Source organism: Enterococcus sp. DIV0682, from assembly GCF_051712685.1.
Lineage (GTDB): Bacteria > Bacillota > Bacilli > Lactobacillales > Enterococcaceae > Enterococcus > Enterococcus faecalis.
Genome location: NZ_JBIOPK010000001.1, coordinates 2,040,756 through 2,054,210 on the forward strand (window position 1 = coordinate 2,040,756; position 13,455 = coordinate 2,054,210).

Here is a 13,455-nt window from a genome sequence, read left to right on the forward strand (position 1 = left end):
AATGACGGATGCCTCGATTGCTTCTCTTTATGCTAATTTAACCTTCTTCTTTATCACTTTGGGTTGTTTCGCTTCTGTAAAAGTTGGAATATCTACATGTTTACTTAAGGTACTTGCTAAAAAGTAAGCAATACTGAAATCCACCAAACTATGAATTAATCCACCAACGCCCATCAAAAGAAAAATAGAATACATGAAGCCGGCTGTATAATAAGTTCCTGGCAAGTTGCCCATTGTGTAAAATACAGAAACAACCACTAGCTCGGCAGCGGAATGAATCACTCCAATTCCCACGTTAAACAACTGTAATTTCCCATTTAATAAAGTGAATTTCCCCTCTTTATTGATTAAAATTTCTGGATGCTTTTGTAAAATCACTGCGCCAATGACTGCAAAAATCAAATGAGATAAGGCCCGCAAAGCAATAATCGGTGTTGCGGATAAGAAAAAACCAAAACCTGTTCCTAGACTAACCGCAATTGCCACCACTGGAGAAATAAACATGGCAATAAAAACTGGGACGTGACTTGCTAATGTAAAACTGGCTGGACCAATGGTAATTCTTGGCATAACCATTGGAATGATAATCCCCATTGCAATTAAAAGTGCTGAAATTGTTAAACGTTTTACTGAGTTTGTTTTCATTAAAACTGCCTCCTGAAGGTGTCATGACACCTTTTGTTTTTCTCAAGTGTAGCTGAACAGCCGCAATGTGTCAAGACACATAAAAGAACTTTCTGTTATTTCTCATAAATAACAGAAAGTTCTTTTTTATACTGGTTTATTTTTTTCTAAAGCATTACTTAGACGAGCGAATTCTTCTAAAGACAATGTTTCACCACGTCTAGAAGGATCAATTTCTGCTTCAGCTAGGCTCTCTTTTAGCCAAGCTACCGTTTGTTCATCTTTCCCATAAAAATGCGTTAAGTTATTCCACAATGTTTTGCGTCTTAATTGGAAACTGGCTTTGGTTAATTTGAAAAATTCTTTTTCATTGGTCACTGTCACCGCTGGTGTAGCACGGCGCGTCAATTTAATAATCGCCGAGTCAACATTGGGCTGCGGCACAAAAACTGTTTTTGGCACAATAAAGGCGACACTTGCTTCCATAAAATATTGAACAGCAATTGATAATGAGCCATAAGCTTTCGTTCCTGGTTTAGCAGCAATTCGATCAGCGACCTCTTTTTGCATCATCACAACCATTTCGGCTACATCTAAAGAAGATTCTAAAAAATGCATCATAATTGGCGTAGTAATATAGTAAGGTAGGTTAGCCACCACTTTAATCGGATACTTCTCTTGAAAAACTTGGTTGGTTGTCTCGACCAAATCAGCTTTTAAAACATCTTGATGCACCACTGTCACATTATCATAGCGACTTAAGGTATCTGCTAAGACAGGAATCAAGCGATCATCAATCTCAAAAGCCACAACTTGTGCCGCGTTCATCGCTAATTGCTCTGTTAATGCACCAATTCCAGGCCCGACTTCGACAACATTTGTCTGCTGATTAATTCCCGCTGTTTCTACAATTTTTCTTAAAATATTAGGCTCTGTCAAAAAATTTTGACCTAAACTCTTTTTAAATGAAAATCCATGTTTTTTTAGTATTTCTTTGGTTCTGGATGGTGTGGCAATTTCTTTATAGTCCGTCACGCTTGTTCCTCCATGTAGTTATTCTTCGTTTGCAAGTTCTTTTAAAATACGTGTCATGCTTTCTTTCAATTCTGTTTCTGTAATCCGAAACATGCTTAACCGTTTGACTAACTGTTTGCTATTTGTATAGCCAATTCTTAGGTCATCTCCTAATAATTCACGGTATTTTTTGGCATTTGCTCCCGCTATTAAACCATATTCAACTAGTGTTTGTCTAGGAATTTCTTGATAGTCTTCATCAGCTTGAACAGGTGTTACGACTTTTTTTAATGCTTCAATAATTGCTTCATCACTAGCATGTTCAACCCCTAGGCTACCGCCATTTTTTTTAGGCACTGCGACTTTTCTTGATAAAAAAGCATGCTTTGCATCAGGAACGACTTCCATTATTGTTTTACGAATTTTTTCGCCCGAATAATCTGGATCTGTAAAAATAATCACGCCTCTCGTTTCTTGTGCGTGTTCAATTTGTGTCAAAATTTCATCATTGATAGCAGAGCCAATCGTTTCAATCGTATCCGCTGCAACTACCTCTTGAATGCGGCGTGTGTCGTCTTTTCCTTCAACGACAATGATTTCTGCAACTTTCATTTTTTCTTTCATTTATCTATCCGAAACAAGCGATGAGCGTTGACTCTCGTTTGTTCTGCCACTTCTTCAAAGGTTAGTTGTCGTAATTCAGCAATTTTTTCCACTACGTATCGTGTATAGCCGGGTTCATTCCGTTTACCACGATAAGGAACAGGGGCTAAATAGGGTGCATCTGTTTCCACCAACATTCGTTCAAGTGGTACCGCCATCGCCGCTTCTTGAACATCCAACGCCTTTTTAAACGTTACGACTCCACTAAAAGAAATATGCAAACCTAAATCTAAAAATTTCTTCATCCACTCGGCATCACCACTGAAACTATGCATGATTCCACCAATATCTGAAATTTTTTCATCTTTTAAAATTCGATAGGTATCTTCTAATGCCTCTCTCGTATGCACACTAAACGGTAAATTCATTTCCCTAGCAATCGCAATTTGGCGGCGAAAGACTTTTTCTTGCACCTCTTTAGGATCCTCCATCCAGTAATAATCAAGACCGATTTCACCTAATGCGACAATTTTTGGCAACGTTAATTGTTCTTGTAATCGTCGTTCAACCTCTGGCGTATAGCTACCCGCTTCTGTTGGATGCCAACCAATGATACTATAAATATTGGCATATTCCTGACTAAGTAAAAGAGATTTTTCAATCGTTGGTTCATCAAAACCGACCACGGCCATCTCTGTAACACCCAATTCTTGGGCATGTGCAATCGTTTCTGGAATATCATCATTAAATTGTTCTGCATTCAAATGTGTATGTGTATCAAAAATCATTATGATTGCCTCCTTTATCTCCTCTCTACTTTATCATATTTCTTGAAAAATCTGAATGACTAGGCGACAAGATTCGCCATTTCCTCATAAACAGCGCTTGCATTTATGCTAAAAGTAACGTATACTATTCAGTCATGTTATTAAAAGGAGGAATCTCCATGACCGATGAAAAAATTTATGAACAACAGCATTTAACAACGGTTTATCATGAGCTGCAAGCGGCTAAAAAAGTTTACGAAGAGCAATTGGCGAACACAATGAAAGATGGCAAACATATGCTAGAGGAATTTGGTCGCGATTCTAAGCTGAATTTTGATAGTTATGCCGATAATCTAGAAACGTTTGCCATGTTGGAAATGAAGAACCGTGAAATTGATCAGTGGAACTTAAAAAATGAAGCAACGGCTAAAAATTTAGACAAAGTGAAACGCCTATTACAAGTTCCTTATTTTGGCAAAATTGGCGTGACTTTTGAAGACAGCCCTGAAGAGCCAGAAAACTTTTATATTGGCGTAAACGATTTTACTTCTTTAGAAGAAGAAACGCGCATTCACGATTGGCGCTCACCGATTGCTTCGCTATTTTATGACAATGTTTTAGGGAAAACAGCCTACATGGCACATCAACAAACCATTCCTGTACAACTTGATTTGAAAAGACAGTTAATTATTGAAAAAGATCAATTAATCAACTATTTTGACACAACCATTGCGATTCAAGATGATGTGTTATTGCATTCTTTAGAAGAAGATGCGTCTCCTTATATGAAGGACATTACGACAACCATTCAACAAGAACAAAATCAAATAATTCGTGACGAAACGCAGCCACTCCTACTAGTCAACGGGATTGCTGGTAGTGGGAAAACGTCTGCGATTATGCAACGGATTGCTTATTTACTTTATCAACATCGAGCAGAAATTACAGCGGATAATATTTTATTACTTTCACCAAATTCAACATTTATTGATTATATTTCTCAAGTTTTACCGAATTTAGGCGAACGAAATCCCTTGAATTTGACTCTTTTACAATTTTTGCGCTTCACTACCAAAGAAGCATGGCCAATGGAAGAAGAAACGGACTATTTCGAACGCATTACTCGCTCTGAGGCAACGGAGCAAGAGCACGTTATTCGTTCAAAAGAATTTGCAACGTTTCTTTTAAGCAATCCTGAAAAAGCAGTTGTGCAGCCACATTTTTTCCGTCCTTTAACTTTTAAAAAGCAGACCTTATTTACTTCAGAAACAATTTTTAAACTTTATCAAGAAACACCAGCTGACTTGAGTATTCGCCAACGAATTTCAGCCACAAAAGAAAAGTTAACCAGTCTTTGGACACGGTACTTATTAAAACAAGCCCATTCTAAAAAAATGTTGGATCAATTCCAAGATTTAACAGAAGCTGAACAAGTTCGTTATTTTGGCACAGTGATTACCGAAGATAATGAAAAACATCTGGCTGATTTTGCTTTAAAACGTTTGAAGAAAAAATATCGCTCCATCACTGCCGCTATCAAAAATGATGCTTGGCTAGATCAATGGGCCTTTTTTGAAACGTTTTATTCTTTATTCACTGGAAAATCGTATCAAAAAGAGACAGCTGTTTTCACAGCCGATGAAATTGTGGCCTTTATTTTGGTGAAACATGCATTTATTGAAAACCTCGCCAACCAGCAAATGGCTTTTATCCTAGTCGATGAAGTCCAAGATTATACAGAAGCCCAATTATTATTACTGCTGACACTTTTCCCTAAAGCTAGTTTTACTTTAGCTGGTGATGAAAATCAAGCCATTTTTAATACAGCCATTGAATTTTCTGAAGCCCATGATCTATTGGTTAACGAAACCAGCCGTTCTGTTGGAACGTATCAATTATTAAACAGTTACCGTTCAAGTAAAGAAATTACACGACTCTTCCAAACATTAGGCACTCAACCAGAGCAATTAACCATTGTGCCCATCCGGCATGATGGAGAAAAGCCGACATTTATTCCTTGTGACTCTGCGTCTGACTATCTTAAAGCAATCGTCACTTCCATTGCAACTTTTGATCCGAAAGAAAGCACCGCCATTATTACTAAAACATTTGTAGAAAAAGAACAATTAACAAAAGAACTTAGTGCTTCTCTTTCATTGGAAGAGCATCCGTCACTGCAAGTTTTATCAATTGATATGGCAAAAGGTCTAGAATTTGATAATGTAATTCTTCATAACCCAAATGTTAATCGTTATTCTGACAATAAACGAGATAAAAAAATCCTGTATACTGCTATTTCTCGTGGAATGAAACGGGTCGTTTTACCTTATACTGGCACACTTTCTGAATGGTTTACACCTTACTTGGCAGCCCAGTAACTGAGACTTAAGGCGGATTTTATTTTTAGAAAAACCACTTATAATAGACGAGTAGGTACTGCTTTTTAATTAGCAGACCTACTCGTTTGTTGTCTCTTAAGTTGAGAGGAGCGTGAGAAGGTGAAACAATCACCTGATTTAGAAAATTTTTTAAAAACCTCTATCCAAAAAAATGTAACTATTGAGCGAAAACAACAAAACCAAACCATTTGGCACTGGCTACTGCTTATTTTATTTGGCTTGCTAACCTTTGGCTCACTGACACAGCAGTTACTCCTAATTGGCTTGTTTACACTTATTGCCGCTATTGTTAAAGGTCCCTTAATGCTCGTCTGGGGAACCATCTATTCGGCGTTAGTGGCTTTGTTTCCACCTTTTGCTTTAGTCCTATCTTTACTTTTTTTTATAATTAATTTAGGCACCGTTATGAAAAGTTGGCGTATTACTTTAACAAGTGCTTACTTTTATCTAATTCCTTTAGGTTTTAGTCTCTTGAAAACGACCGACTGGGTATCAACGCCTTATTTCCTGACAGGCTTGGCTTTGTTAAGTATTTTAGGGCTGCATTTTATATTAGAGTGGCTCTATAAAAATAATAGCTTAGGCCGTTTACTCACGTGGCAAATTATTAGTGTCCCTTTTTCACTCTTACTGATCATTTTACCAAGTCGTCTAACGAAAGGCCGTTTTGGTAAAAAACGAATACCTAAAAAAGTGAAACTCTAAAATAGAAAAGCCTAGGAAAAATCGCAAATGATTTTTTCTAGGCTTTTCTTCGATTCTTTTAATTTAAAAATTCGTTGATTTTCGATTTTAGGACGTCGATAAAACTGGAGAAAGAGAGTTCATTTGTTTGTGAATATGTCCAATGAGCCAATAACAGAAAAACTAAAATAACCAGTATCGCAACCACTAAAAAGGTTCTAATTCTTGCCCTTCTTTTTCTACGTTGAACTGTTAGCCGTGCTTGTTCCCTTACTCTCATAGCTTCTAAATAATACGGACGCCATTTAGGATCATTTTTTCGTTGCTCATAAAACTTAAATTTATGATAAGCCATCAAACTTCCCCCACATCAAATCACTTTTCTTCTAGTATACAAAAAAAGTAGTAAAGATAAAAGGTTACAATTCACCTTTTATCTTTACCACTTATGCTTTTATGCGATTCCTGCACCATTTGGCATTTCTTTTGGTGCTTCAACAATTTGAAGTTTACCTTCTGGTGATTCAGCTGAAAGAATCATTCCTTGGCTAATTTGACCACGCATTTTTCTTGGTTTTAAGTTAGCCACAATGACTACTTTTTTGCCAATTAGCGCAGCTGGATCTGGATAAAATTCAGCAATACCTGAAAGAATTTGACGATGGTTTTCATCTCCAGCATCTAAACGGAATTGCAATAATTTATCTGCTCCTTTGACTTTTTTACAGTCAATAACTTCGGCAACTTTTAATTCCACTTTATCGAAATCATCGTACTTAATTTGTTTTTCTTTCGTTGAAACTAACGTTGTTTCTTCTGGATTCCATTTAATATCCTCTTCTGTAGCACTTTCGCTTTGGGACATTTTCTTTTGAATATACGTTACTTCTGTTTCAATTTCTAAACGTGGGAAAATAGGTGTTCCTTTACTTGTTACTGTTACGTCTGTTGGGAACTCACCAAAATGAATATTTTCCATGTTCATTGTTTCTGGATCTAAGCCTAATTGTTCGAAAATTTTCCCTGGTGTTTCTGTCATGACTGGTTGCAATAAGATTGCCACAATTCGTAAGCTTTCCGCTAAATGGATCATGACACTTTCTAATTCGTTGCGTTTCTCTTCTTCTTTAGCCAATACCCAAGGCGCTGTTTCATCAATATATTTATTGGCACGAGAAACTAGCGTCCAGATTTCTGCAATGGCCGTATTAAATTCCATTTTTTCCATTGCTTCATGATATTTTCCAATAACATTCGCCGCAGTTGTCGATAGTTCACTATCAAATGGGGTAACTTTTGAAGCATAGGCTGGTACTTTGCCATCACAATATTTATTAATCATCGCAATTGTTCGATTCAACAAGTTTCCTAAGTCATTAGCTAAATCATAATTTAAGCGAGAAACGAAATCTTCTGGTGTAAAGACGCCATCACTACCAAATGGAATTGCTCGTAATAAATAATAACGTAACGCATCTAGACCGTAGCGTTCTACTAACATTTCAGGGTAAACAACATTTCCTTTAGATTTAGACATTTTTCCGTCTTTCATCAATAACCAACCATGTCCAAAGACTTTTTTCGGTAATGGTAAATCCAAGGCCATTAACATAATTGGCCAATAAATCGTATGGAAACGCACGATTTCTTTCCCAACCATTTGCACGTTCGCAGGCCAATATTTTTGGAATAATGAATCATCTTCTGAGCCATAACCTAGTGCTGTAATATAGTTTGATAACGCATCAATCCATACGTAAACCACATGTTTTGGATCATTTTTTAATGGAATTCCCCAAGAGAAAGTCGTTCTTGAAACGGCTAAATCTTCTAATCCTGGTTTGATGAAGTTATTTAGCATCTCATTTTTACGAGATTCTGGTTGAATAAATTCTGGATGTTCTTCGTAATATTGTACCAAGCGATCCGCATATTTACTCATGCGGAAGAAATAGGATTCTTCTTTAACTAATTCGACTTCGTGACCACTTGGTGCTTTCCCACCAATGACATTGCCTTCATCGTCACGATATACTTCAGCTAATTGTGTTTCAGTGAAAAATTCTTCATCAGAAACTGAATACCAACCTTCATATTCTCCAAGGTAGATATCTCCTTGTTCTACTAAACGATCAAAAATTTGTTGCACGGCTGCCATGTGATAATCATCCGTTGTCCGAATAAATTTATCATAGCTGATATCTAATGTTTTCCATAATTTTTGAACATCTGCTGCCATTTTATCAACGTACTCTTTTGGTGTCACATTCAACTCAGCAGCTTTTTTTTCAATTTTTTGGCCATGTTCATCCACACCTGTTAAATAAAATACATCAAAACCCATTAAACGCTTGTAACGGGCCATTGCATCGCAGGCGATTGTTGTATATGAATTCCCAATATGTAACTTCCCACTTGGGTAATAAATTGGGGTGGTAATATAAAATGTTTCTTTCTGTGACATACAGAAAAAACCTCCTTTAGTCATTTTCCTAAACCCTCAGGATTTACTCCTAAACAGTATACCATAATTAGACATTATTAAACTATATTTCTTGTCGGTTTTCTCTTGAAAATGAAGAAAATGCCAGAAAGAAAAGAGAGAAACACCTGTCTATTTGACAAGTATTCCTCTCTTTTTTCGTTCATTTTTATTCTTTTGTCTCGAAACGAACGATACTATGGTGTCGTCCATAAAAGAAATAAATAGCCAAACCAATCACTACGGCTACGCCAAATACTTGCCAAGTAGCTAAAGACAATTGGAACATTAGAGCCGCGCAAACCACGATTGAAATTAATGGTAGAACCGGCACAAGTGGTACTTTAAATTCACCTGCTTGCGGTTCTCCTTTCATTGTCCGTAATTTGATAATTCCTAAAGCGAGAAACATCAGATAAAAGAGTGTCACGATATTTGTAAGTTCAGCCAACATCTCCATTGGAACAACACCAGCAAAAACCATTGCTAAAAATCCAGCTACATAGGTTGCATTCTTAGGTGTGTGCCGTTTCTCATCGATTTTGCTCATAAACTGCGGCAATAATCCATCTTTACTAATCGCATAAATCACACGGGCTAAACTGTACATCATCGCAATCGTCACTGTTAATAAGGTTAAAATAGCACCAACTGAAATGATTGTCGCAATTGCGCCATGATTAATGAAACGCATCGCAAAAGCCACCGGATCCTTGACCCCTAAATCCGTAAATGGAACAATTCCAGTTAAAACTAACGTAACAACAATATATAACAATGTTGAAATAATAATGGAACCAATAATCCCTTTTGGAATATCTTTTTTCGGATTCTTCACTTCCTCCGCGGCCATGCTAACCGCATCAAACCCTAGAAAGGCAAAGAAAACTAAAGCAGCACCACTGAAAACGCCTGAAAAACCATAAGGAATAAATGGTTGCCAGTTCGTTGGTTTCACATAAAAGATTCCCACGAGAACAAATAATAAAATAATCCCAAACTTCACGAAAACCATTAAGTTATTTAAACGTAACGCTGTTTTCGCTTCTAAAGATACCCAAAAAGTTACGGCTACAACGACCAACATGGCAATCAAATCAATATATGTACCATTTGTTGGATTATAAGCGCCACTTAACGCTTGCGGCAAAGAAAAACCTAAGCTATCCAAAAAGCCATGGACATAGCCTGACCAACCTGAAGCAACGGATGAAACCGCCAAGAAAAACTCACAAATAATCATCCAACCAGTCATCCAAGCCACAATTTCTCCAAAGACCACATACATGTAGGCATACGGCCCACCAATGACCGGAATACGTGATGCAAATTCTGCATAGCATAAACCAGATAAAATAATCGCGGCTGCTGCTACCAGAAATGATAAGACGAGCCCTGGACCTGCATAGCGTTCCGCTGCGACACCTGTCACAACAAAAATCCCTGTTCCTACTACAGCCCCAATTCCTAGAAAAATTAAGTCCATCGTCTTAAGATTTTTTTTCATCCCACCACTGTCATTGACAGGCACAGTGATTTCTTTTTTTCTGAAAATAGACATGTGTTTACCCCCGTAAAAAAAATAAGCGTAAATAAACTATTTACGCTTTCATATACCCTAAAAGAATACCACCTAGAATAACAAAAATGCAACCAAAAATAACATAAAACATTTCTTTTTTTGATTTTCTTTCGCCTAAAAGGAAGATGCCCCCAAGAGTCGAAATAATAATCCCCATTTGTGATAAAGAGAAGCTAATAGCTAAGCCAATTTCACGCATGGTTAATAACATACAAATATTTCCTAAGCCCCAAAGCAGACCCGTCGTCATATTCATCCAAACAAAACGATCAACTTTGACTTTTTTGAAGGCAAAGAAACTAGCCCCCACTAACATACCAATACTTTGTGGCAAAATAATTCCCCACGGATCTAAACCAGTGGCATTAATAATGATGGTATAGACGCCATACCCAACTGTTGAGAAAATCAAGGCCCGAATCCCTTTATTAAAATCTAACATACTGTTTGAGGTTTTCGGTTGACTGTCATCATCTTGTCGAGCTGTTAAATACACCCCAAAAACTAAAAAGGCCAAAGCGATAAAGCCCACAACAAAGTCTTTTGTTTTTGTCCATTCATGGAAAAAAACAGCCCCTGCAACGGTATTAACAACTAACTGCATCCCAGTTGAAATTGGTAAGCCAACTGAAACGCCCATATATTTCATGCTATGAAATTGTTGATTCTGTCCCAAACTCCAGAATAAACCAGATATAAATCCAACAATTAATGTGGCTGTCGTCAACGTAGGCTGGATGACAAAAAAGACAACAATTGAAAATAGTAATGCGCCGATTGTCATACCTAACGTTTGTTGATTGGCGCTTCCACCAATTTTACCGCTGACTAAACCAATACTGCCCCACGCAATCATGGGCACTAAAGCGATAAGTAAACTCATAATATTCTCCTAACAAATTTATTTCATTTCATTCTAACAATAAAAACGTTTTCTAAACAACTAAGAAGAGTAAGAGAAGTTAGCAAGAAAGTTTTAATAAATAAAAAAAGGCCTATCACATCTTTAATTTGCTGATAGACCTACTTTTTATTTCACTTCATTATAATAACTGAGGGAAGGGAAAAACAATGTCATCGTCGTACCTTGCCCTTCTGTCGATTCGACTGTTAAATCATGACCTAACTTTTTCGCTAAGCTATGGGCCAAATACAGGCCTAAACCAGTTGAATGCTGTTCACTTTTCCGCCCGTTTTCACCAGTAAATCCTTTATCGAAAATGCGTCGTTGATCTTGCATCGGAATGCCAATCCCAGAATCTTTTAAAGATAAATAAATACCTTGTTTATTTTTGGAAATTAGAACCGTAATCGTGCCGCCTTCTGGCGTATACTTGACTGCATTACTTAATAATTGGCGGAAAATAAAAATGACCCATTTTCGGTCGGTTAAAACCGCTTCATCTTCTCCTTCAATTGAGAATTGCAATCTTTTTTGGATAAAATAATTTGCTTGCGTACGAACAACAGATTGCACAATTTCTTTTAAAGAATATTCTTGGAGTAAATAATCTCGAGAAAAGCTATCCAGTCTAGCATAATATAGGACTTGCTCGACATATTCATCAATTTTCCCTAACTCATTTTCCAATAGATAATATTTTTTCTCTGGAATATCATCTTCGACAGATTGTACCAGTAACGTGATAGCCGCTAGGGGGACTTTGATTTCATGAACCCAAGAGTCAATGTAATCTTTTTGGTCCTGTTGGTTGTTAATTGCTTGCTGCATGGTTTGTTGGTGCTCTTGCAATAAACCGTTAATATACGTTTGGACAAGTAGTTCTTCTTCTTTTTCTGCTGTATTCAAATATTCTTGTAAAGAAGGCGGCTCTTTTTCCGTTGCCAACGAAAGCCACCACTTACGTTTTAAATAATAATCAATTGTTAAAAATAGCGATAAAAAAACACTTTGCAGTAAAAAGATATAGCCAACCACTGTCCAATCTAAGCGGACATTAGGAGCCAACCATAAAATAAAACAAGTTAAGAACAGAAAAAATAACCAACCAATTAGTAATAACCAGCGATCTTTTAAATACTTTAGAATGGTCATTGTCTACTCCTATCTAGGGCACCATATAACCGACGCCCACTTTGGTTTCAATATAGCCAGCAATCCCTGCTTGCTCAATTTTTTTTCGTAAACGATTGATATTTACCGTCAACGTATTGTCATCCACAAAACGTTCATCGTCCCATAAAGCGCGCAATAGTTTTTCACGTGTTAAAATTTTTCCGTGCTTTTTCATTAAAAGATACAGTAATCGGTATTCATTTTTACTTAAATCGATCATTTCGCCTTTGATTTCCATTCGTCCATTGTCCACATTTAAAGTAATGCCATTATGTGAAAGCACTTCACTATCCGTATCGGAATAGTTATAAGAGCGGCGCAACAAAGCATTGATTTTAGCAATTAAAACATCTATCTGGAACGGTTTTGTAACAAAATCATCCGCGCCCATGTTCATCGCCATAATCATATCCATATTGGTACTACGACTCGAAATAAAAATAATTGGTACTTTAGAAACTTCACGAATTTTTTGACACCAATAGTACCCGTCGTACACAGGTAAATTAATATCCATCAAGACTAATTGAGGATTCTCCTCTTGAAAATCATCCAATACATCATTAAAATCGGTTGTTCCAATCGTTTCAAATTGCCATTTTTGTAATTCCTCGCTAATTAATTCTCGAATGGTTGTTTCATCTTCGACAATCATGATTTTAGCCATGCAATCCCACCTCTTTTATTTCTAAATTTTCATCTTTCTTATCCTAACAAACTTCATTCTTTTTGGATATAGGACTTTATGATGATTTTTACACTATTTCAAAAATAGGCGCTAATAATTCCCATTCTGATAACATGATGAATTTGCCAACGAAAGCAAAAATACCATCTAATAATAACACAGACATATTAATTCCTAATACAATAGAAGCTTTTTCGACAATTGGCATGGACTTTTTATTTTTCAAAATAAGATATAAAACAAAGTTCGTTCCATAAGTAAAAACTGTTAACAACACAATTAACTCAATCATTTTACCACTTCCTATTTTGGACTTTTCATTTTTCCTTCAATAATTTACTACTCTTAATTATAGCATAATCTTATAAAAAAATCGGCAGAGTCCTAACCATTAAGTAAACAACAAAATAGAAGTGGCTTCTTTGGAACTCGCAAGAATCGAGCCTTTTTTAAGAGTTGAAGGTCTTGATCCTTAAAAGACAAGCCCTTCAACTCTAGTATGTTCCATGTATTGGAATTGATACCAACGTAACGA

13 protein-coding genes are annotated in these 13,455 nt (G+C 36.6%); 2 read left to right on the forward strand and 11 right to left on the reverse strand.

Annotation, left to right across the window (positions count from 1 at the left end; all coding sequences use genetic code 11):
• Positions 1 to 27: 27 nt before the first annotated feature.
• From IGK96_RS09815 to IGK96_RS09830, 4 genes are all read right to left on the reverse strand, one after another.
• Positions 28 to 645, reverse strand: a complete 618-nt coding sequence (locus tag IGK96_RS09815) for a hypothetical protein (protein WP_002355821.1) — start codon at positions 643 to 645, stop codon at positions 28 to 30.
• A gap of 126 nt (positions 646 to 771) precedes the next feature.
• On the reverse strand, positions 772 to 1,659 hold the full coding sequence (rsmA, locus tag IGK96_RS09820; RefSeq protein WP_002358849.1) for a 16S rRNA (adenine(1518)-N(6)/adenine(1519)-N(6))-dimethyltransferase RsmA: 888 nt from the start codon (positions 1,657 to 1,659) through the stop codon (positions 772 to 774).
• 18 nt (positions 1,660 to 1,677) lie between these two features.
• On the reverse strand, positions 1,678 to 2,262 hold the full coding sequence (rnmV, locus tag IGK96_RS09825; protein WP_010815939.1) for a ribonuclease M5: 585 nt from the start codon (positions 2,260 to 2,262) through the stop codon (positions 1,678 to 1,680).
• Positions 2,259 to 3,029, reverse strand: coding sequence for a TatD family hydrolase (locus tag IGK96_RS09830; protein WP_002358846.1), 771 nt, complete (start codon positions 3,027 to 3,029; stop codon positions 2,259 to 2,261). The genes rnmV and IGK96_RS09830 overlap by 4 nt, the downstream gene beginning before the upstream one ends.
• 134 nt (positions 3,030 to 3,163) lie before the next feature.
• On the opposite strand from IGK96_RS09830, the gene IGK96_RS09835 reads away from it, so the two are divergent.
• Complete coding sequence (locus IGK96_RS09835) at positions 3,164 to 5,386, forward strand: HelD family protein (RefSeq protein ID WP_161975138.1); 2,223 nt, start codon at positions 3,164 to 3,166, stop codon at positions 5,384 to 5,386.
• A 120-nt stretch (positions 5,387 to 5,506) separates the two neighbouring features.
• Entirely contained in the window at positions 5,507 to 6,112 is a 606-nt protein-coding gene (locus IGK96_RS09840; RefSeq protein ID WP_002383359.1) for a hypothetical protein, read from the forward strand.
• A gap of 58 nt (positions 6,113 to 6,170) precedes the next feature.
• Here IGK96_RS09840 and IGK96_RS09845 read toward each other — a convergent pair whose 3' ends face one another.
• From IGK96_RS09845 to IGK96_RS09875, 7 genes are all read right to left on the reverse strand, one after another.
• Positions 6,171 to 6,446 carry a hypothetical protein gene (locus IGK96_RS09845; RefSeq protein ID WP_002361374.1) on the reverse strand — a complete coding sequence of 92 codons (276 nt, stop codon included), beginning with the start codon at positions 6,444 to 6,446 and terminating at the stop codon, positions 6,171 to 6,173.
• A 99-nt stretch (positions 6,447 to 6,545) separates the two neighbouring features.
• Positions 6,546 to 8,555 (reverse strand): methionine--tRNA ligase, encoded by a 2,010-nt coding sequence (gene metG, locus IGK96_RS09850; RefSeq protein ID WP_002355813.1) that lies wholly within the window; start codon positions 8,553 to 8,555, stop codon positions 6,546 to 6,548.
• A 187-nt stretch (positions 8,556 to 8,742) separates the two neighbouring features.
• Complete coding sequence (locus IGK96_RS09855; RefSeq protein WP_002361373.1) at positions 8,743 to 10,134, reverse strand: amino acid permease; 1,392 nt, start codon at positions 10,132 to 10,134, stop codon at positions 8,743 to 8,745.
• Positions 10,135 to 10,174: 40 nt separating this feature from the next.
• Positions 10,175 to 11,038, reverse strand: coding sequence for a GRP family sugar transporter (locus IGK96_RS09860; protein ID WP_002355811.1), 864 nt, complete (start codon positions 11,036 to 11,038; stop codon positions 10,175 to 10,177).
• Between the two features lie 147 nt (positions 11,039 to 11,185).
• Entirely contained in the window at positions 11,186 to 12,211 is a 1,026-nt protein-coding gene (gene sapS / locus IGK96_RS09865) for a two-component system sensor histidine kinase SapS (protein WP_002358842.1), read from the reverse strand.
• Between the two features lie 13 nt (positions 12,212 to 12,224).
• Positions 12,225 to 12,899 (reverse strand): two-component system response regulator SapR, encoded by a 675-nt coding sequence (gene sapR / locus IGK96_RS09870; protein WP_002355809.1) that lies wholly within the window; start codon positions 12,897 to 12,899, stop codon positions 12,225 to 12,227.
• An 88-nt stretch (positions 12,900 to 12,987) separates the two neighbouring features.
• Positions 12,988 to 13,212 (reverse strand): hypothetical protein, encoded by a 225-nt coding sequence (locus tag IGK96_RS09875; RefSeq protein WP_002355808.1) that lies wholly within the window; start codon positions 13,210 to 13,212, stop codon positions 12,988 to 12,990.
• Between the last annotated feature and the right edge of the window lie 243 nt (positions 13,213 to 13,455).